General features: G+C 64.3%; 18 protein-coding genes. 9 read left to right on the top strand and 9 right to left on the bottom strand.

Features of this window, described 5'->3' with window-relative positions; all coding sequences use genetic code 11:
• Positions 1-15: 15 nt before the first annotated feature.
• Together ACYPXD_RS17045 and ACYPXD_RS17040 are read left to right on the top strand one after the other, a co-directional pair.
• The gene (locus ACYPXD_RS17045) at positions 16-690 is read left to right on the top strand and encodes a heavy metal response regulator transcription factor (protein ID WP_459713576.1); all 675 of its coding nucleotides are present in this window, start codon (positions 16-18) and stop codon (positions 688-690) included.
• Positions 687-2,156, top strand: a complete 1,470-nt coding sequence (locus ACYPXD_RS17040) for a heavy metal sensor histidine kinase (protein WP_459713573.1) — start codon at positions 687-689, stop codon at positions 2,154-2,156. Before ACYPXD_RS17045 ends, ACYPXD_RS17040 begins: the two co-directional genes overlap by 4 nt.
• Before the next feature lie 27 nt (positions 2,157-2,183).
• Here ACYPXD_RS17040 and ACYPXD_RS17035 read toward each other — a convergent pair whose 3' ends face one another.
• Positions 2,184-3,143 carry a DMT family transporter gene (locus ACYPXD_RS17035; RefSeq protein ID WP_459713570.1) on the bottom strand — a complete coding sequence of 320 codons (960 nt, stop codon included), beginning with the start codon at positions 3,141-3,143 and terminating at the stop codon, positions 2,184-2,186.
• A 156-nt stretch (positions 3,144-3,299) separates the two neighbouring features.
• On the opposite strand from ACYPXD_RS17035, the gene ACYPXD_RS17030 reads away from it, so the two are divergent.
• On the top strand, positions 3,300-4,187 hold the full coding sequence (locus tag ACYPXD_RS17030; RefSeq protein WP_459713566.1) for a LysR family transcriptional regulator: 888 nt from the start codon (positions 3,300-3,302) through the stop codon (positions 4,185-4,187).
• Between the two features lie 2 nt (positions 4,188-4,189).
• Here the strand turns inward: ACYPXD_RS17030 and glmS are convergent, their stop codons facing one another.
• The gene (glmS, locus tag ACYPXD_RS17025; protein ID WP_459713563.1) at positions 4,190-6,007 is read right to left on the bottom strand and encodes a glutamine--fructose-6-phosphate transaminase (isomerizing); all 1,818 of its coding nucleotides are present in this window, start codon (positions 6,005-6,007) and stop codon (positions 4,190-4,192) included.
• A 128-nt stretch (positions 6,008-6,135) separates the two neighbouring features.
• Positions 6,136-7,497, bottom strand: coding sequence for a bifunctional UDP-N-acetylglucosamine diphosphorylase/glucosamine-1-phosphate N-acetyltransferase GlmU (gene glmU, locus ACYPXD_RS17020; RefSeq protein ID WP_459713559.1), 1,362 nt, complete (start codon positions 7,495-7,497; stop codon positions 6,136-6,138).
• Between the two features lie 354 nt (positions 7,498-7,851).
• On the opposite strand from glmU, the gene ACYPXD_RS17015 reads away from it, so the two are divergent.
• The 3 genes from ACYPXD_RS17015 to ACYPXD_RS17005 all read left to right on the top strand — a co-directional run bounded on the left by ACYPXD_RS17015 (position 7,852) and on the right by ACYPXD_RS17005 (position 11,523).
• Positions 7,852-9,270, top strand: coding sequence for a cytochrome P450 (locus ACYPXD_RS17015; RefSeq protein WP_459713554.1), 1,419 nt, complete (start codon positions 7,852-7,854; stop codon positions 9,268-9,270).
• A gap of 284 nt (positions 9,271-9,554) precedes the next feature.
• Complete coding sequence (ttcA, locus tag ACYPXD_RS17010) at positions 9,555-10,463, top strand: tRNA 2-thiocytidine(32) synthetase TtcA (RefSeq protein WP_459713551.1); 909 nt, start codon at positions 9,555-9,557, stop codon at positions 10,461-10,463.
• A gap of 514 nt (positions 10,464-10,977) precedes the next feature.
• Positions 10,978-11,523, top strand: a complete 546-nt coding sequence (locus ACYPXD_RS17005) for an RNA polymerase sigma factor (RefSeq protein WP_459713548.1) — start codon at positions 10,978-10,980, stop codon at positions 11,521-11,523.
• Here ACYPXD_RS17005 and ACYPXD_RS17000 read toward each other — a convergent pair.
• Together ACYPXD_RS17000 and ACYPXD_RS16995 are read right to left on the bottom strand one after the other, a co-directional pair.
• On the bottom strand, positions 11,510-11,905 hold the full coding sequence (locus tag ACYPXD_RS17000) for a dihydroneopterin aldolase (RefSeq protein WP_459713545.1): 396 nt from the start codon (positions 11,903-11,905) through the stop codon (positions 11,510-11,512). The two genes, ACYPXD_RS17005 and ACYPXD_RS17000, sit on opposite strands and share 14 nt — an antisense overlap.
• Before the next feature lie 60 nt (positions 11,906-11,965).
• Positions 11,966-12,850 (bottom strand): SDR family oxidoreductase, encoded by an 885-nt coding sequence (locus tag ACYPXD_RS16995; protein ID WP_459713543.1) that lies wholly within the window; start codon positions 12,848-12,850, stop codon positions 11,966-11,968.
• A gap of 13 nt (positions 12,851-12,863) precedes the next feature.
• Between ACYPXD_RS16995 and ACYPXD_RS16990 the strand changes: the two genes are divergently transcribed.
• Positions 12,864-14,054, top strand: coding sequence for a class I SAM-dependent methyltransferase (locus ACYPXD_RS16990; protein ID WP_459713540.1), 1,191 nt, complete (start codon positions 12,864-12,866; stop codon positions 14,052-14,054).
• A gap of 24 nt (positions 14,055-14,078) precedes the next feature.
• Positions 14,079-14,273 carry a DUF2905 domain-containing protein gene (locus ACYPXD_RS16985; protein WP_459713536.1) on the top strand — a complete coding sequence of 65 codons (195 nt, stop codon included), beginning with the start codon at positions 14,079-14,081 and terminating at the stop codon, positions 14,271-14,273.
• A 55-nt stretch (positions 14,274-14,328) separates the two neighbouring features.
• On the opposite strand, the gene ACYPXD_RS16980 is transcribed toward ACYPXD_RS16985, so the two are convergent.
• From ACYPXD_RS16980 to ACYPXD_RS16965, 4 genes are all read right to left on the bottom strand, one after another.
• On the bottom strand, positions 14,329-15,612 hold the full coding sequence (locus tag ACYPXD_RS16980; protein WP_459713532.1) for a multifunctional CCA addition/repair protein: 1,284 nt from the start codon (positions 15,610-15,612) through the stop codon (positions 14,329-14,331).
• Positions 15,609-16,256, bottom strand: a complete 648-nt coding sequence (locus ACYPXD_RS16975; RefSeq protein ID WP_459713530.1) for a glutathione S-transferase family protein — start codon at positions 16,254-16,256, stop codon at positions 15,609-15,611. Before ACYPXD_RS16975 ends, ACYPXD_RS16980 begins: the two co-directional genes overlap by 4 nt.
• Before the next feature lie 76 nt (positions 16,257-16,332).
• Positions 16,333-17,289, bottom strand: a complete 957-nt coding sequence (locus tag ACYPXD_RS16970) for a complex I NDUFA9 subunit family protein (protein WP_459713527.1) — start codon at positions 17,287-17,289, stop codon at positions 16,333-16,335.
• 123 nt (positions 17,290-17,412) lie between these two features.
• The gene (locus ACYPXD_RS16965) at positions 17,413-19,380 is read right to left on the bottom strand and encodes a lytic transglycosylase domain-containing protein (RefSeq protein WP_459713524.1); all 1,968 of its coding nucleotides are present in this window, start codon (positions 19,378-19,380) and stop codon (positions 17,413-17,415) included.
• An 8-nt stretch (positions 19,381-19,388) separates the two neighbouring features.
• On the opposite strand from ACYPXD_RS16965, the gene ACYPXD_RS16960 reads away from it, so the two are divergent.
• Positions 19,389-20,043: 5-formyltetrahydrofolate cyclo-ligase (locus ACYPXD_RS16960; protein ID WP_459713659.1), on the top strand; the 655-nt coding region annotated here is incomplete at its 3' end.

The raw sequence follows: 20,043 nt of genomic DNA, 5'->3' as shown, positions 1-20,043 counted from the left end.
TCGACGGTAGGCGATATGCGAATTCTGGTCATCGAAGACGAAACGAAAACCGGCGATTATCTGCAGAACGGACTCACCGAAGCCGGGTACGTGGTCGACGTGGCGAACAACGGCATCGACGGCCTGCATCTCGCGCAGGAAATGCGCTACGACCTGATTCTGCTCGACGTGATGATGCCGGAGATGGACGGCTGGACCGTCATGAAGAAGCTCGGCGCGCGCACCGATACGCCCGTGCTGTTTCTCAGTGCGCGCGGCACGCTCGAAGACCGCCTGAAGGGCCTCGACCTCGGCGCCGACGACTACCTCGTCAAGCCGTTTTCGTTTGCCGAGCTGCTCGCCCGCATTCGCATCATTCTGCGGCGCGGGCAGCCGCTGAAGCAGGATGAAGTGCTCACGCTCGGCGATCTGCGCGTCGACGTGCCGAAGCGCCGCGTCGAACGCAACGGCACGCGCATCTCGCTCACCAATAAGGAATTCAACCTGCTGCAGTTCTTCATGCAGAACCAGGGGCAGGTGCTTTCGCGCGCGCTGATCGCGTCGCGCGTGTGGGACATGAACTTCGATAGCGACAGCAACGTCGTGGACGTCGCGGTGCGGCGGCTGCGGCAAAAAATCGACGAGCCGTTCGAGAAGCGCCTGATTCACACCGTGCATGGCGTCGGCTATCGCTGCGAGGACGAATCGTGAAACGCCTCTCGTTGACCACACGGCTTGCGCTGCTGTTCGCGCTGATCGCGTTCGGCGCGATGGCGATCGTCGGCTTCGTGCTGTACCGGCAGCTCGAAGCGCAACTCGTGGTGCGCGACGACGGCGCGCTTGTCACGCGCGTCGACCAGATCCGCACGTTGATGCACGACGTCGACGTGCGCGATCTGATCCGCGAGAAGCCGCAACTCTTCGCGAACATGCTGGGCAATACCGAGTCGCTGCTGGTCGTGCGCATGCAGGACGGCACGCCGCTCATCACGGTCAATCCGGGCCACACGCCCGTACCCAACGTCGCGCCGGTGCCCGCCAGTGCCGCCTTGTCGCTTTCGGCGGTGCATCACACGACGCAGGACGACGGCACGCCGTTCATCTATGTCGCGGCCGCGGCGCAGGGCGTGACCGGGCAACGCGATCTGCAGATCATTTCGGGGCGGCTCATGGCCGAGCGCACGAAAATGCTGGCCGACTATCGCGATCAGATCCTGCTCTTCGCGTCGCTCGCGGCGATACTGGCCGCCCTGCTCGCGTACGGCCTCGCGCGGCGCGGCATGAATCCGCTGCGGCGCCTCGCGGCGCAAACCGCGTCGATCGGCATCGGCAATCTGTCGACGCGCATCGAACAGCGCGACGCGCCGCCCGAACTCGACGCGCTGATCGGCGCGTTCAACGCGATGCTCGACCGGCTCGAACGCGGCTTCACGCAGTTGAAGCAGGTATCGGCCGATATGGCGCACGACCTGCGCACGCCGATCGGCAACCTGCTCGGGCAAACCGAAGTGGGACTGAGCCAGACGCGCGACACCGCGTACTACCAGCGGCTGCTTGGCTCGAATTTCGAGGAACTGCAGCGGATGTCGAAGATGATCGACAACATGCTGTTCCTTGCGCGCGCCGAGCATGCCGACCACGCCATCGAGCGCAAGGCGCTGCCCGTCGCCGAAGAGTTCATGCGCATCGTCGAATACTTCGAAGACCTCGCCGACGATCGCGGCGTGCGCATCGAATCGCACGGCGAAGGCACGGTGTTCGCCGATCCGCTGCTGCTGCGGCGCGCGCTCGGCAATCTGCTCGCCAACGCGGTTCGCTATGCGGAGCCGGGCACGGCGATTTCGATGAAGGCCGAAACGCACGCGGACAGCGTGGCGCTACAGGTGGAAAACCGCGGCCCGACAATTCCGCCGCATCATCTCGAGCGGCTCTTCGACCGGTTTTATCGCGCCGATGCGTCGCGGCAGCGGTCGTCGGAATCGAGCGGGCTGGGGCTTTCGATCGTGCGCAGCATCATGCAATTGCATGGCGGACGCTGGCTGGCGCAAAGCGATGAGGGCGTGACGCGATTTACGCTCGTGTTTCCGCGGCAAGTGCCTGCGGCGGCCGTCGATGCGGACGGCGACGCGGCGACGGGCGCGCACCCCGCGCCACAAACGGAATCGCCGGTGGGCTAGATGCACTGGATCGTCCGGTTCGGGCTGCTACTCACTGCACGCCTGTCCACTGGCGATACGGCACGCGCTGGACTGACCGGGCCTCGCGGGCGCACCGGAGAACCGCGTGCCCCACAGGTTGTAAAACACGATGCCGACGGAACACATGATCACGGCGACGATAGTCAGCGCACTGATCGGCTCATGCAGAACGACAAGCGCGAGACCCGCCGCGACGACGGGCACCAGCCCCATGAACGTCGACGCGGTCACGGAACCCAAGGCATGGATCGCGTGGGTCATCAGGTAAAGCGCGATGACGCTCACCAATACGCCTTGAAACAGCACCTGAAGCACGATTTCCTGGGCGCCCGCTTCGTGCAATGTCGACGGCGCGAGAAAGAGCCAGACGGGAAAGAACAGAATCGCGTTGATCCAGGGTACGGAGACGATCATCACGTCGGTTGTGATGTTCCAGCGTCTCATGAAGACCGTATAAGTCGCGAGGCAGACAGCCGCCAGCAGAAAACACAGCATACCGAAGAAGTGGTGCAATCCACCGTCTACGAGGATCAGGCCGTTTGCGATCGCAATCAGCGCAATGCCAAGCAGTTTCGCGCGCGCGATGCGTTGTCTGAGCAGCACGAAAGACAGGCAGGCGACGAGTATCGGCATCAGGCCGTTGACCACGACGCCCGCGTTGCTTGCGGGCGAGTGTTCAAGCCCGATAAAGCTCAACATCGTATAGGGGAAGCCGCATCCGAGGCTGCACACCAATGTCCGCCAGTTAAAAACCGTGCGAAGCTGAAGTCTCTTTCTGAGCAACAGCGGTAACGTGACCAGCGCGGCCGAGGTAAACCGTAAAAAGCTGATGTCCCACGCGGTCAGCGTCTGATGGACGCCCCAGCTTGAAACGATGATCCAGCCGGACCATATAAACACGACGGCGAGAATCGCGGCGACGCCGAACCGTGGGCGTCGCCCGGCATCGCTAGCTTGAGCTTGCATTGAAATCTCCGGGTACGCGGAACACGTGGCAGATAGCCGTGGAGCGCCGCGTTTCCTTCGCTGATGAGGTAGAAGTGAAGCTGTACCTTACCTGCCCGACCTGGATCACAATAGCGAAAGTTTTTGATCCCTTTAATTAGCCTCGCTAATGTCAACATGACGCGCACTCTTGAGATCAGCTTACTGCGTGCATTCGTCGCCATTGCGGACCGTGGAAGCATGACGGCGGCCGCGCACACGCTTCATCTGACGCAAGGTGCGATCAGCCAGCGGGTGGCGAAACTCGAGGCCGTGTCCGGCCCGTTATTTTTCCGCGACCATCGCGACATGCGGTTGACTCCGCTTGGCGAGCGGATGCTGGGACAGGCGAGGCGCCTGTTGGCACTTCACGACGGGATGCTCGCGGAGATGACGGCCGGCGTGCTGGAAGGCAAGATTAGCCTCGGCGCTCCGCCGGATATGGTCGGAACGCATCTCGGCTCGATCTTGAAGGCTTTTACGCAAGCACATCCGCAAGTGGAGCTGTCGCTTGTCTGTGCCGCGTCGCCTGAGCTATTGCGTACGCTCAAGGAAGGCAAAATCGATATCGCGCTGATCGAAGAACCGCCCGGTTCCTCCCGCGGTGAATGTCTTGCGGTCGACCGTTTGGTGTGGGTCGGCGCGAAAGGGGGAACCGCGCATCAGATGAGTCCGCTGCCGATATCGCTGGTTGTGGAGACGTGTGTGTTCCGGCGGCCGGTGCTCGATACGCTTCGAAAACATGACATAGCGTGGCGCACCGTGTTCGAGAATGGAAGCATCGATGCGACTATCGCCACGGTGCGATCCGATCTGGCCATCGGGGCTTTTTTGGAGTCGACGGTCCCGGCTGGCCTCGAGGTGCTGCCGCCGCAAAGCGGGCTGCCGGAATTGCCGAGTTTCGCCGTCAACCTGCATCTGTCGAAGGGACAGGATTCGCCGGCTGCGCTGGAGCTGGCGCAGCAGCTTAGGGAGGGGTTGATGCCCGTTCGGCCGTTGGTGCAATTGACCGGAACGGGCTCTTGAGATCACTCCACCGTCACCGACTTCGCCAGATTCCGCGGCTTATCCACATCCGTCCCACGCGCACACGCCGTGTGATACGCCAGCAACTGCAGTGGCACAACGTGCAGAATCGGCGAAAGCACGCCGTAGTGTTCAGGCATCCGGATCACATGCAACCCTTCGGCATTGACGATGCGTGTATCCGCATCGGCAAACACATAAAGCTGCCCGCCGCGCGCGCGCACTTCCTGAATATTCGACTTGAGCTTCTCAAGCAGCGCATCGTTCGGCGCCACCGTCACGACCGGCATCGCTTCGGTAACGAGCGCAAGCGGCCCGTGCTTCAGCTCGCCGGCGGGATAAGCTTCCGCGTGGATATAAGAGATTTCCTTGAGCTTCAGCGCGCCTTCAAGTGCGATCGGGTAATGCAGCCCGCGGCCAAGGAACAGCGCATTTTCCTTGCGCGAAAACTCGTCCGACCACGCGATAATCTGCGGCTCGAGCGCCAGCACGCTGTTCAACGCGGCCGGCAGGTGCCGCAGTTGCTTGATGTAGTTGCTTTCCTGCGACGCACCGAGATGCCCGCGCAGTTTGCCCAGGGTCACCGCGAGCACGAATAGGGAAACGAGCTGCGTCGTAAACGCCTTCGTCGACGCCACGCCGATCTCGCGCCCCGCATGCGTCAGGAACGCGAATTCGGTCTGCCGCACCATCGCGCTCGTGCCGACGTTGCAGATCGCAAGCGTATGGTGGTGGCCGAGCGACTGCGCATGCTTGAGCGCGGCGAGCGTATCGGCCGTTTCGCCCGACTGCGAGATCACAACCACCAGCGCATTCGGGTTCGGCACCGAATCGCGATACCGGTACTCGCTCGCAATCTCGACTTGCGTCGGAATCTTAGCGATCGATTCGAGCCAGTATTTCGCCGTAAGCCCCGAGTAGTAGCTCGTGCCGCACGCGAGAATCAGCAGGCTGTCGATCTTCGCGAACACCTGCGGCGCGTTCTCGCCGAAGAGCGTCGCATCGATCGAATCGGCCACCGGAATCGTGTCGCTGATCGCGCGCGGCTGCTCGAAGATTTCCTTCTGCATAAAGTGGCGATACGGGCCCAGTTCGACCGCGCCGCCGTACGCCGCCACCTGCCGCACGTCGCGCGGCGCCGCCTGGCCGTCGCGATCGACAATCCGCACGCCGTCCAGGCGCAGCTCGCAGACGTCGCCTTCCTCAAGGAAGATAAAGCGATCGGTGCTGCCCGCAAGCGCAAGCGCATCGGACGCGAGGAAGTTCTCGCCCTCGCCCAGGCCGACGACGAGCGGCGAACCTTGCCGCGCACCGACCACCGTATGCGGCTGATCCTTGTGCAGCACCGCGATCGCATACGCGCCGTGCAATTGCTGCACGGTTTCGCGCACTGCCGCGAACAGGTCGCCTCGATAGAGGCTGTGGATCAGATGCGCAATCACTTCGGTATCGGTCTGCGAGACAAACTCGTAACCCTTGCCGCGCAGCATCTCGCGCAGCGTCTCGTAGTTTTCGATAATGCCGTTGTGCACGATCGCGAGCGTGTCGCGCGAAAAGATCGGATGGGCGTTGTCCGTCACCGGCGCGCCGTGCGTCGCCCAGCGCGTATGCGCGATACCCGTTTCGCCGCCGAGCTTCGTTTCGCGTACCTGATCGTCGAGATCGGCAACGCGGGCGACGCTGCGCGCGCGGCGCGGCTCGCCATTGGCCAGCACGGCGACGCCGCATGAATCGTAGCCGCGGTATTCGAGCCGCCGCAGCCCTTCGATCAGAACCGGAACGATGTTACGTTGCGCAACCGCGCCGACAATACCGCACATAGCGATGATCCTTTTTGCAGAGTTGGGTTGCTGAGTTCAGTGGCGCGGCATATTGAACGCCGCGCCGTTAGCGAAAGGCGCTTGCCGACGCGCTTCGCCGACGCATTGCGTCGATACGCTAGCCTGGGTCAGCTTTTCTTTTTGGTCGGGCGCACATAGCCTTGCTTGCCCGTCTGTGTCTTGTCGTTAAGCACGAGAACGCCAGCTTCGACGTCCTTCCATACCGTCGTGCCGGCCGCGATCGTCGCGCCGCGACCGACGCGCACAGGTGCCACGAGTTGCGTATCGGAGCCGACGAACACGTCGTCTTCGATCACGGTGCGCAGCTTGTTCGCGCCATCGTAGTTGCAGGTAATCGTGCCGGCGCCGATATTCACGCGCGTGCCGACATCGGAATCGCCCACGTAGCTCAGATGGTTCGCCTTCGAGCCGCGGCCGATCGCCGCGTTCTTCACTTCGACGAAGTTGCCGATATGCACTTCATCCGCCAGCGCCGCGCCGGGCCGCAGCCGCGCATAGGGCCCCACCACGGCCTGCGCGCCGATCTCGGCGCCTTCGATATGCGTGAATGCATCGACTCGCGTGCCCGCGCCGATCGTCGCGTTGCGGATCACGCAGTTCGGGCCGATCGTGACGTTGTCGGCCAGCTTCACCTGCCCTTCGAACACGCAGTTGATATCGATCGACACGTCGCGCCCGCAGTCGAGCGAGCCGCGCACATCGATGCGCGCCGGGTCCGCCAGCGTCACGCCCGCAACGAGCAACGCATCGGCAACGTTGCGCTGATGAATCCGCTCGAGCTCGGCGAGTTGCTGCTTGCTATTGACGCCAAGCGTCTCCCATTCTTCATCGGGCTGCGCCGTGACGATTTCAAGGCCCGCTTCGATCGCAAGTTCGACGACGTCGGTCAGATAGAACTCACCTTGCGAGTTGTCGTTCTTCAGCGCGGCGAGCCACGCCTGCAGACGCGCGGTAGGCATCACCACGATGCCCGTGTTGATCTCGCGAATGTTCTGCTGCTCGGGCGTCGCATCTTTCTGTTCGACGATGCGTTCGACCTTGCCCGCCGCGTTGCGCACCATGCGGCCGTAGCCTTGCGGGTCGTCCAGCGTAACCGTCAGGACACCGTAGCCGTTCTGGCCGGCGCCGTCGCACAGGCGCCGCAGCGTGCTCGCGCGCGTGAGCGGCACGTCGCCGTACAGCACGAGCGTCGGTACCGACGGATCGAGCAACGGCAACGCCTGCTGCACCGCGTGCCCGGTGCCGAGCTGCTGCTCCTGCACGGCGAACTGCACATCGGGGGCGGCGACCGCCTCGCGCACCGCTTGCGCGCCATGGCCGATCACGACGACAAGACGCGTCGGTTCGAGCGTGCGGGCCGTGCTGATCACATGCGAGAGAAGTGGCCGACCGGCCAGTGGGTGTAGCACTTTGGGCAGTGCGGAACGCATCCGCTTGCCCGTGCCTGCCGCCAGAATCACGATGTTCATGTCGTGGGCGTTGGTCGAGTTTGAGGTGCGCAATTCTAACATGTTGCTTCGCCGCAAAAGCACGGCCAACAAGGGCAAAACAGCGGTTTTATGTGGGCCTTCTGACAAAAAATGACGTGTGCAAATGCGCGGTGCCGATGTGTTCGTGAACACGTCTTCGCGTCTTGCCGATGCTCAACCGCGGTATCGCAAACGTTAAACACGCAGGTAAGCATATCGCCCGACTCCGCGCAGCGCGCAGTTGCCGCGCAGAGTTCATTCGAGGCGCTGGAATAACCCTCCGCGCGGAGCGTTCTTTCGGGTTGTACCCCTGGCTCTCACCAGGCCGACCGAACCGCTGACGGAGAAATCCCTTTGCAAGCGCCATCGCGTAGCACGCTGACCTCGCCGGCCGACATCGGCTCCCGTGGCGCCCCGTTATTCACCCCGCCGATGCCCGAGTTGCCGGCGCAGCGGGTGTCGGCGGCGGGCTTCGTTCATGCGATGCGCAACGACGGCCTTCGGCTCTGGACCCGCGACGCCTACGAGGCCGATTACGTCGAGGAGCGCCTGTTCCACCAGAAGCGCGTGCTTGTCAACAAGCCCGAGATGATTCACCGCGTGCTGGTCGAAAACGCCGGCAATTACCCGCGCACCGACTATGCGGTTCGCCTGATCCGTCCGATCGGACGCTACAGCGTGATGCTCGCGACCGGCGAGCAATGGAAGCATCAGCGCCGCACGATCACGCCGACGCTCGCGCCGAAGATGCTGCCGGTGCTTGCGCGTCATGTCGCCGCGTGCACCGAAGACGAAGTGCACGCGCTGGCCGCGCTCGACGGCGCGCCCGTCGATTTGCTGCCGGTCATGCGCCTGCTTGCGCTGAAGATCGCCGCGCGTTCAATGTTCTCGCTCGAAATCCACGAATTCGGCGCGGACGTGCGCGCCGCCGTGCAGGAATTCATGCTGCGCCACACGCGCGCGAGCCTCGCCGAACTCGTGCTGCCGTACTGGGTGCCGACGCCGCGCGACATTCCGCGCAACGGCTTTCGCCGGCGCTGGCACGCACTCGTCGAGCGCATCATCGATGCGCGCGAACGCCAGCCCGCCGCAGATGGCCCGCGCGACCTCTTCGACGCGCTGCTGGCCGCGCGCGATCCGGAAACCGGCACCGCATTCAGCCGCGTCGAACTCGCCGACCAGGTCGGCACCATGATTGTCGCGGGCCACGAGCCGAGCGGCCTGACGCTGCTGTGGGCGCTGTATCTGCTGGCGAACACGCCTGATGCGCAGGCCGCGCTCGCCGACGAAGTGCGCGACGTCGATCTGAGTCCCGAACGGGCCGCCGATGCGCTCAAAGCGCTGCCCTACACGCGTGCCGTGATCGATGAGACGTTGCGCGTTTATCCGCCCGCATGGGTGATCCTGCGTCACTGCGTCGAGCCCGACGCGCTCGAAGGGCTGGCCGTCACGCGCGGCACGCAGATGATGATCAGCCCGTGGGTGCTCCATCATCACCGCGGCTTCTGGCAGAACCCCGACGCCTTCGACCCGACGCGTTTTCTGCCGGGCGCGCCGCCGCCGGCCCGCTTCACCTATCTGCCGTTCGGCACCGGACCGCGCGTATGCGTCGGCGCGCAGTTCACGCTCGCGGAGACGACGCTCGCGCTCGCGCGCCTCGTGCAGGCGTTCGACACGCAGCTTGCAAGCGACGAGCCGGTGCGGCCGATCGGCCGCGCGACGACGCTGCCCGACCGGCCGGCGATGTTCCGGCTCAAGCCGCGCAAGCGCTGAGCGCTACCCGAACGCCACCCGAACGCCACCCGAACGCCACCCGAACGCCACCCGAACGCCACCCGAACGCCGCCCGAGCGCCGCCCGAGCGCCGCCCGAGTGGCACGCACGCGCTGCCAAGCAGCCGCCCGCAAACCGTCAAACTCCCGGCCTGACGCGCCGGGCCGGCCGGCGTTGGGTGGCATGTTTGGTTGTATCATCGTGGCTTGATCCCACGAGCCGCCGCGTCATCCGTCGCTTTTACCGCACGCGGCGCGCCATTCGATTTCCGTGTCAGCCCCGCCATGAAAGCGTCAAACAACTTTTTCCGCCTCGAAACCCGTCTGCAGTCGCAAGTCGGCAAGGCCATTCACGACTTCAACATGATCGAGGACGGCGATCGGATCCTCGCATGCATGAGCGGCGGAAAAGATTCGTACACGATGCTTTCCGTGCTGATGGCACTGCAAAAGCGTGCACCCGTCAAATTCGAGATCATCGCGATGAATCTCGACCAGAAACACCCCGGTTTCCCTGAAGAAGTGCTGCCGCGCTACCTCGAATCGATCGGCGTCGACTACCGCATCGTCGAAGCGGACACGCATTCGATCGTCAAGGAGAAGGTGCCCGAGGGCAAAACCACGTGCTCGCTATGCTCGCGGCTGCGCCGCGGCGTCATCTATCGCACCGCGAAGGAACTGGGCGCGAACAAGATCGCGCTCGGCCATCATCGCGACGACATCGTCGAAACGTTTTTCCTGAACCTGTTCTTCGGCGGCAAGATGAAGGCGATGCCGCCGAAGCTCGCCACCGACGACGGCGCGCACGTCGTGATCCGGCCGCTTGCTTACTGCAAGGAAAGCGATATCGCGAGCTACGCGCGCGATATGGAATACCCGATCATCCCGTGCGACCTGTGCGGCTCGCAGGAAAACCTGCAGCGCAAGAAGGTGAAGGACATGCTGCGCCAGTGGGAACGCGAAACGCCGGGCCGCGTCGACAATGTGTTCCGCGCGCTATCGGATGTCGTGCCGTCGCATCTGGTGGACACGAACCTGTTCGACTTCCGCGGGCTCGCCACCGGTCTCGCGAAGGTCGACGAGGAGTCGCTGTTCGGCGATTCGTCGTACACCCAGGCGGCGCTCGTGTTCTCGCATTCGAGCGAAAACCGGATCGAATTTATCCGTCCGTCGGAGCGTGCGGCCAGCGCTTGAGCCTGGCGCTTGTGACTAGCGCCTGGACCCTGGCGCTTGATGCACATTTGATGCATGTTCGATCCGAACGCGGACGCGCACACAAACGGCTTACGTCGAGCTTATGAAGTCGTGATGACACGCTTCCGAGCCACCGAAGTCCCGCACAATCGCATATCTATTCGCGCAATCGTTCCTTGCGTGATATGCAAGCCTTGAGCGACTGGCTGTCCCTTGCCGGTCCGCAGCATGATCAATTGGAGCGATCCGCGCATGTAGATTGCGCCTAATGGCACCATTGTTATTGCTGATCGGGTGCATTGAAAAAAATCGGTTCCCTTCGGCGTATCCACTGAATACAGTAACAGGCGAAGCACTCGCGCCGTCCTGACTGCTTTCATTTCACCATCGAATAGCCAGGCTTTCCCTGCCCCACCCGGGCAACCTTGACGCGAGCTGTACCGGCGCTACCTCTCTTACCCCTGATCAAGTCGCGCCGCTTGTAGTCGCTCAATAGCGTCAAAGGAATTACAACATGGGAAGCGGCCGAAGAACGATCGCGGCATTGCAGGCATTACTGCCTGATTTATGGACATTCGCATTGCGTCTTGCATCGACACCTGAAGACGCGGAAAAACTGCTCGATAACGTGTGTCACGGCATCGAGGCCGGCACCTATGACTGCGCGCCGTATATGTCGCTGCGTGTCAACGTGATGTCGACGATGTTGCGGCGCTGGCAACAGAAAGTGCGCCGACCGGAAGCTTGCGCGGCCCGCGCCGCCGCGCGCATCGAAGCGAATTCGGAAACGAGCCGCCGCCTGCTGCAGGTCGTGGCGATGCTGCCCGACGAGCAGCGCATCGCGATCATCCTGATCGAAGCGGAGCGCCTGACGCCAAGCGAGGCGGCGTGGGCCTGGGGCCTGACGACGGACGAGCTGGAGCGGCGTCTCGTGCGCGCGCATGCTGCCGTCAACGCGGCCCTCGAAAACGGCCGGCCACCGCTGCGCGCCTCTCATCAGCCCACGCGCAGAACCGCCTGCCCTCTGGCTGAAGCCGGGGCCGCCTTCACGCGTCCTTGATGCGGAACACCTCGACGCCGACCGCGTCGCAGTCGGGGTAGACATCGGGCTTTTCCGTCGACACGCGCGCCGCACGCACGTGCGGATGCGCGAGCATAATTTTCACGAGGTCGTCGCACAGCGTTTCCTGCAGGTGGATATGCCCCTGCTCGACGCGGCGCGCAATCGTCGCGCGCATGAAATCGTAGTCGACCACTTCGCGCAATTTGTCTTCGACGGGCGTCGACAGCGCGAGCGGAACGAACAGATCGACGTTGATGACAACGCGCTGTTCGCCGCGCTTTTCGAAATCGTGCACGCCGATGTTGATGAAGACCTCGTAGTTGCGCAGAAAAAGCCGGCGGCAGTCGGCGAGGTTCGGATGAAAGAAGGCGGAGTGCATGGTCGTCCCTGATCTGATGATAAGCGTGCGGCAAACACGCCGAATAAGGTGCTGCCCGCGTTAGCTGCCGGTCAGGAACATCACGTCGCGCGGCAGCGGCACGAGGTGCTGGCCGCCGTCGACGACGAGCGTCGTGCCCGTCACGCCCGCGGCATCGGCCAGATACAGCGCGGCGGCAACGAGGTCTTCCGGACGCGACGCGCGGCCAAGCGGCGTCATCCGGTGCGCGGCGGCGAAGCTCGCCGGCGTCTGTTCGGCCGACTGCAGCGTCAGGCCCGGCGAAAGTCCGACTACCCGCAACTTCGGCGCGAGCGCCTGGGCGAGCGCCACTGTCGCGGCTTCGAGCGCCGCTTTCGACAGCGTGTACGACAGGTAGTCCGGATTCATGTTGTGCAGCTTCTGGTCGAGCATATTGATCACGACGCTGCGCTGCGTTTCGTCTTCCCGCGCGATATCGGGCGTGGCGTCGTGCAGCATCCGCGCCAGCACGAGCGGCGCGCCGACGTTGATCGACATCATGTGCAGCAGCTTGTCGTACGCGACGTCGCGCGCCGTGTCTTCGTCGAAGCGCGATGCGTTGTTGACGATGCAGACCGGGCGCCCGAGCGCGGCCGTGCAAGCGGGGATCAGGCGCGCGACTTCCGCTTCGTTGGCCAGATCCGCATGCAACGCGATGGTCCGGCGGCCGAGCGCCTCGATCTCGGCGACCAGTTCATCGGCTTCCGTGCGCGATGCGCCGTAGTGCACGGCGACGTCCCAGCCGTGCGCGGCGAAACCCAGCGCGAGTGCGCGCCCGATGCGGCGCGCGGCGCCGGTGATCAGCACGACGCGCGCCGCTCGTGCGGCGTGCTTGTCGCCACGGTCGCCGATATGGCCGGCTTCAACGCCGCCGGTCTCGGCCTTGCCTGGTTCGCTGGCTGACGAATTGTCGGAACGGTCGCTCATTTACAATGCGGGAATGAATCCGAAGGCTCACGAACCCGATAGTTTACCTGCTCCCGACGCTGCGGCGCTCGCCCAATCGGCCGCGCTCGTCGAGCTGATTCGCGCCGACATCGACGCGGGCGGCGGCTGGCTGCCGTTCGACCGTTATATGGACCGCGCGCTCTATGCGCCGCGCCTTGGCTACTACAGCGGCGGCGCCATCAAATTCGGCCGGCGCGCCGAAGACGGCAGCGACTTCGTCACCGCGCCCGAACTGTCGCCGCTGTTCGCGGCGACACTCGCGCGGCCCGTCGCCCAGGCGCTCGAAGCAAGCGGCACACGCGACGTGATCGAATTCGGCGCGGGCACGGGGCGGCTCGCGGCCGGTCTGCTCAATGCGCTCGATGCGCTCGGCGCGCCGCTCGACAGCTATTCGATCGTCGATCTGTCCGGCGAACTGCGCGCGCGCCAGCAGACGATGCTCGAAGCGCAGGCGCCCGCGCTCGCCGCGCGTGTGCGGTGGCTCGACGCATTGCCCGACGAATTCGCGGGCGTCGTGATCGGCAACGAAGTGCTCGACGCGATGCCGGTGCGCCTCTTCGCGCACGCGAATGGCGAGTGGCGCGAACGCGGCGTCGTGTATCGCGGCGATGCCTTCGCGTTCGAAGACCGCGCGCTGCAGTCCACGCACGATGCCGCTTTCCTCGCTGAAATCGAAGCCGACGGCGGCGACTACGTGACCGAAACGCACGAAGCCGCATGCGCGTTCACGCGCACGATCTGCAGAATGCTCACGCGCGGCGCCGCGTTCCTGATCGACTACGGCTTTCCGCGTCACGAGTACTACCATGCGCAGCGCGCGCAAGGCACGCTGATGTGCCACTACCGGCATCGCGCGCATGGCGATCCGTTTCTGTATCCGGGGCTGCAGGACATCACCGCGCATGTCGAATTCACCGGCATCGCGGAAGCGGGCACCGATACCGGCGCCGATCTGCTCGGCTATACGTCGCAAGCGCGCTTTCTGATGAATGCGGGCATGACCGAAGCGCTCGCGGCACTCGACCCGACCGATGCCGCGCGCTTTTTGCCGGCGGCAAACGCGGTGCAGAAGCTGTTATCCGAAGCGGAAATGGGCGAGCTGTTCAAGGTGATCGCGTTCTCGCGCGGCATCGACGACACGCTCGATGCGTTCGCAAGCGGCGACCGCTCTCACACGCTCTGACACGTTCCGAACCAAGGACCAACGATGATCCGCTGGCTGCTCACCACGTTCGTCGCCGTTGCGGTGCTCTCGGCATGCTGGCCGTGGCTGCGCAAGATCGGCATCGGACGCATGCCCGGCGACGTCACGTTGCGGATCTTTGGGCGCGAGTACCCGTTTCCGTTTATGTCGACGCTCGTGCTGTCGATGCTGTTGTCGTTGATCGCGCGGTTTCTGTAAGAGGTGGCGGCTTTAGTGGCGGTCTTGCATGGCGGTCTTGCATGGCGGCTTTGCTTCAGTCGCCGTCCTTCTCTTCGTCTTTCTCACCGTCTTTCTCACCGATCGCCTGCGCGACCGCCCGCACGCGCGCGCGATGCACGGCATCCTTGATCGCCGTGGGCTTGTCTGCGCGTTTGTCGCCGAGCGCGCCGGCAATCGCGCCCGCATCGACGCCGCGCGCCGCCACCAGCGCATCGCGCAGCCGCTCGGCCTGCGGATAGTCGCGCGTCTCGAAGTCGAGCCGTCCGCGCGCGTCGGCTTCGCAGGCCTGCAGCGCCTCCGCGAAGCGCGCGGGCTTGCGCAACGCGTCGCTGCGCTCGAAAAGCCGCACGAGCGCGGCCGCCCCCATCTCCATCACACGATGAATATTGCCGTGCTCGCGTGCGACGAGCACCGCGAGGTCGCGGCACTCGTTCGGCACGCGCAGCCGCTCGCATAGCGGCTTCAACAGATCGACGCTGCGGCCTTCGTGACCGATATGGCGCGGCAACACGTGATCAGGCGTCGTCGCCTTGCCGAGATCGTGCGTGAGCGCCGCGAATCGCACGGGCAACGAATAACCGCGCTTCGCCGCATAGTCGACCACCATCATCACATGCACGCCCGTGTCCACCTCGGGGTGATAGTCGGCGCGCTGCGGCACACCGTACAGCGCGTCGATTTCCGGCAGCACGCGCGCCAGCGCACCGCCTTCGCGCAACAGGCCGAACATCCGCGAGGGCTTCTGTTCCATCAAGCCGCGCGACACTTCCTGCCAGACGCGCTCGGGCACGAGCGCATCGACTTCACCGGCCGCGACCATCGAGCGAATCAGCGCGAGCGTTTCGGGCGCGAGCGTGAAATCGGCAAAGCGCGCGGCGAAACGCGCGACACGCAGAATGCGCACCGGGTCTTCGACAAACGCATCGCCGACATGGCGGAACACGCGCGCCTCGAGGTCCGCCTGGCCGTTGAACGGATCGACGATCGGCCCGGTCAGCGCGCCGTCCGGGCTCACTTCCTGCGCCATCGCGTTGATCGTCAGGTCGCGGCGCTCGAGGTCTTCTTCGAGCGTCACGTCCGGCGAATAGAAGAACTGGAAGCCGTGATAGCCGGCCGCGGTCTTGCGCTCGGTCCGCGCAAGCGCGTACTCCTCGTGCGTGACCGGATGCAGGAACACCGGAAAGTCCTTGCCGACCGGCCTGAAGCCCTGCGCGGCCATCTGCTCGGGCGTCGCGCCGACCACTACGTAGTCGCGGTCCTGCACCGGCAATCCGAGCAACTTGTCGCGAATGGCGCCGCCGACTGCGTAGATCTTCATGCAGGGGTTTCGTAGTAGTCGATGATGTGCGTTTCGCGCATCGCGTCGGCAATCCAGGCCTGCACCGCGGGCGCATCGGTCAGGCGCCGCGCGTAAGCGGCAGCCGCTTCGGACAAGGCCGGCTGCCATGTGTTGAAGCGCATCACCACGGGCGCATACATCGCGTCGGCAATGCCGAACTCGCCGAACAGGAACGGACCGCCGTACTGGTCGAGACAGGCGCTCCACAGCGCATCGACGCGCGCGACATCGGCGAGCGCGCCGGGCGTCGCGCCTTTGCCCGGAAACGATGCGTGGATGTTCATCCACATGTTCGTGCGAAGTTCGGCGAAGCCCGCGTGCATTTCCGCGCTGATACTGCGCGCATGCGCGCGCGCGGCCGCATCGCGCGGCCACATCGGCACGTCGGGGAAATGCTCGGCGAGCGTCTCGAGGATCGCCACCGATTCCCATACCGATGCGCCGTTGTCCAGCATCAGGCACGGCACTTTGCCCGACGGCGAATGTTTGAGGATCGACGCGCGCGTGTCCGGCTCCCCGAGCCGCACCGCCACTTCTTCGAACGGAATGCCGAAATGCTTCATCAGCACCCACGGGCGCATCGACCACGACGAATAGTTCTTGTCACCGATAACGAGTTTCATGCCTTGTCCCAGGAAAGAGGCTGGTTATGGTTGGAGCTTCTCAGGCTCACCTTGTTTGCCGCATCGACTTCGATCTTCAACGGCCCGCGCTCGCGCGAAACGTATTGAAACGCGAACGCAGCGACGCGCCCGTCAGGTACACGGGTGCGATCGTCTCGATGCTCGCCGGTTCGATATCGAGTTCCGGCGCAAGCGGCCCCGTCAGCACGTTGTCGACTTTCATCGAATCGAGATTGTCGCGCGAAATGACGGGTTCGCCGGGCGCCATTTCGAAGGTCAGCGCCTGCAGCCGTGCGAATGCTTCGGGTAGCCGTATGATGCGCGCCTGCCGGCCGATCACGGCGCCGCAGTATTCGACGAGCTGCTCGAGCGTATAGACGGCCGGCCCGCCAAGTTCGTAGACACGGCCGCTCGCCGCATCGAGATCGAGCACGTTGACGATCGCCTTCGCGACATCGCCGACAAACACGGGCTGGAACTTCGCATCGGGCATCGCAAGCGGAATAACCGGAAACATGCGCTGCAGAAACGCGAACTTGTTCAGCAATGCGTCTTCGGGACCGAATATCACCGACGGGCGAAAAATGGTTGTGGCCAGCATCGACGACGCGCGCACCGCTTTCTCGCCATCGCCTTTCGAACGCGTGTACATGCTTGGGCCGTTCGGATCGGCGCCGAGCGCGCTCATATGGACGAGCCGATGCACGCCCTTGCCTTCGCACGCGGCGACGATCCTGGTCGGCAGTTCGACATGGAGCTTCGCGAACTCCGGGCCGTACGGATTGCCGCGGTGGCCATGCAGCGTGCCGACCAGATTGATCACCGCATCGGCATTCTCGACAAAGCGCGCGAGCTGCACGGGATCGAACACGTCGACTTCGAGCACGTCGATCGGCAACAGCGTCAGATGTCGCGCGTTATAGCGGCGGCGGGTCGCGAGGCGCACCGTCTTGCCGAGCTCGACGAGCGCATTGATGAGATGACTGCCGACGAAACCGGAACCGCCGATCACCGCGATGGTTTGATGTCGCATTTCCGACCTCCACTAATCTGTGCAAGCTGATGGCTCGCATTCAGCAGGGAAGCCGCGGCAATGGCTGAAACTGAAACCGCGCCGCGCGCATGAATCGCATGTGGCGCGGCGGGTATGGCGCTGTTACGGTGCGATGTAACCCAAACGCGCCTTCAGCGATTGCGGACGGCCTTCGAACAACGCCGCGTAGTAGACCGTGTTGGACAACACGTTTTTCACATAGTCGCGTGTTTCCTGGAAGGGAATCGCTTCCGCGAAAATCGCCCCTTCGACCGGATGCTGCAGCGACTGGCGCCAGTTGCGCGGGCGGCCGGGACCCGCGTTGTAACCGGCGGTGGCGAGCACGGCCGACCCGTCGAATTCATTGTAGATCATCGACAGATAGTTCGTGCCGAGCAGGATATTCGTGTTGATGTCGTTCATCTGCTCGCGCGAGATCGGACCCAGACCGATCTTTTTCGCCACCAGTTGCGCGGTGCCGGGCATCAATTGCATGAGGCCGCTCGCGCCGACTTCCGAGCGTGCGTTCAGGATAAAACGCGACTCCTGGCGAATCAGGCCGTAAGCCCATTCGATGTCGAGCCCGTTCGACTGCGCGTCGCGCTCGACGATATCGCGGAACGGCGACAGATAGCGCAGCGAGAAGTCGTGGTCGGTTTTCGTGCGGTCCGCGGTGTTCACCGTGCGGTCGTACAGCTCGATGCGGCGCGCGTACTCGGCCGCCGCCAGCAGTTGCCGGTCGCTCATCGTGCGCAGCGGCCAGTTCCACTCGCGGTTGCCTTCGAGCCGCAGATTCAGCTGGTAGAAACGCTGCGCCAGCGCAAAGCCCGGTGTGTTCGCCGCTTGCTGCACTTCGGCGTCGGACACCGTCGTCTTCGGCGGCACCGTGATCTTGCGGCCCAGTTCTTCGCTGGCGAGCTGACCGTAGAAGTTGAAGCCCGCCGCGATCTGCTCGAATTCCTCGTTCGCCTGCGCCGTGTCGCCGGCCTGCTTCAGCGCGCGCCCATGCCAGTACACCCACGCGGGCTGACTGCGCAGTGCGGCGGGCATCTGCTCGATCGACCAGCGCACCATGGTCCAGTCGCCGGCCAGCAGCGCCGTGCGCGTGCGCCATTCGTAAGCGGGATTCGACAGCGGCGCATTCGCCGACAGCCGGTACCAGTCGACCGCGCCCGGCATCTGCCTGGACGCCGCCTGATAGGCGATCGTGCCCCAGCCGATCGCGCGCTCGGGTGTGGTGAGCGACTGCGCAATCGACGTGAACGTGGCCGCCGTCATGGCCGGATCGTTGCGCGCCATGCGCGTGATGGCGAGCAGCGCGAGCTGATGCGACTGCGGATCGGCGCCGACGCCGCGCGCGATCAGGAGCGGCGGCGTGGTGGTCGCCTGGTTGAAGAGGTTCGGGTCGGGCCGCTGGTTGCCGAGCGCATCGACGAGCTTCGCGCCGGTGTTCGTCTGGTTCTGCTCGTAGGCGAGGCGGATCTGCTGCCAGACGTCGTCGCTCGTGAACTGCTGGTTGATCGCAAGCGCCGTGATCAGATCGACGCAGCCGTCGCCGTAGTAGCGCGGCTCGACGAGCAGCGCACGCGCCGCATCGGCGACATTCTCGCCGTGCGCCGCGCGCGATTCGAGCGCGTAGCACTTCACCTGCGTGTCGTCGTTGAGCACGAAGCGCGCGTATTGATCGTCGAAGTTGCGCCAGTCGTGCCGCGCGCCGAGCACGGTCAGGTAGTCGTTGCGCATGCGGTCCGCGATCGCCTGGCCGTCGTACTTCTGCAGAAACGCGAGCACCGGCGCATCGGGCGCGTCGATGCGCGCATGCCCCGACGAATCGAACAGTTGCGGCTTCAACTGGAAGTATTCGAGATACGACGGCGCCGGGTAATCCGGAATCATCGCGGCCAGTTGCGCGGCGCGCACCGGGTCGTTATTGCGCGCGGCTTCGCGCAACTGGACGAAGATCTGGTCGTCGTTGGTGAGCTGGGAAAGCGGGATAGGCTTCACGGCGGACGCCGTGCTGCAAGCGACGAGCGCCGCCGCGGCAAGTGCCAGACCGACCGCGCGATATACTCGGAAAAGGCGTGTGGACATCGTTGTTTCTGGAGCGCGAATTGAACGAAAGCATAGCATGCAACCCTGACGCCAAATCATCGAAAAAGGGACTGCGTCGCATGTTGTTCGAGGCTCGGCTGCATGCGAGCCGCGACCCGGGCGTCAGCGCCGCGCTGAACCGGCGCGTGCTCGATATGTTGCGCAAGCATGCGCCGCGGCGCGTCGGTTTTTACTGGCCGCTCGAAGGCGAATTCGACGCGCGCGCCGCGATCGCGACATGGCTCGCGCTCGAAGCCGCGCGTGAAGCATGTGTTCCAGTCGTCCTCGAACGCCATACGCCGCTCGCGTTTCACGCCTGGACGCCCGACATGCCGATGGCAATCGGCGAGCATCGCATTCCTGTGCCGGCCACGGCGCGCGACGTGATGCCCGATCTCGTCTTCGTGCCGTGTGTCGGCTTCGATGAGGATGGCTACCGGCTCGGTTACGGCGGCGGCTATTACGACCGCACGCTCGCGGGATGGCGCGCGGCCGGTGTGGCGCCGGTCGCGATCGGCGTCGCATATGAAGCGTGCAAGACGGATGGGTTGCCGCGCGAGCCTCATGATCTGCCGCTCGACGCGATCATCACCGATGCCGGCTGCTATCCGCGCGGCAGCGGCAGCGGCAGCAGCAGCAGCAGCGGCGACAGCGACAGCGACA

The sequence above is a fragment of the Paraburkholderia sp. 2C genome, assembly GCF_054589215.1.
Note: the sequence above shows the minus strand (reverse complement) of the source record. Positions and strands in the feature narration are given on the sequence as shown.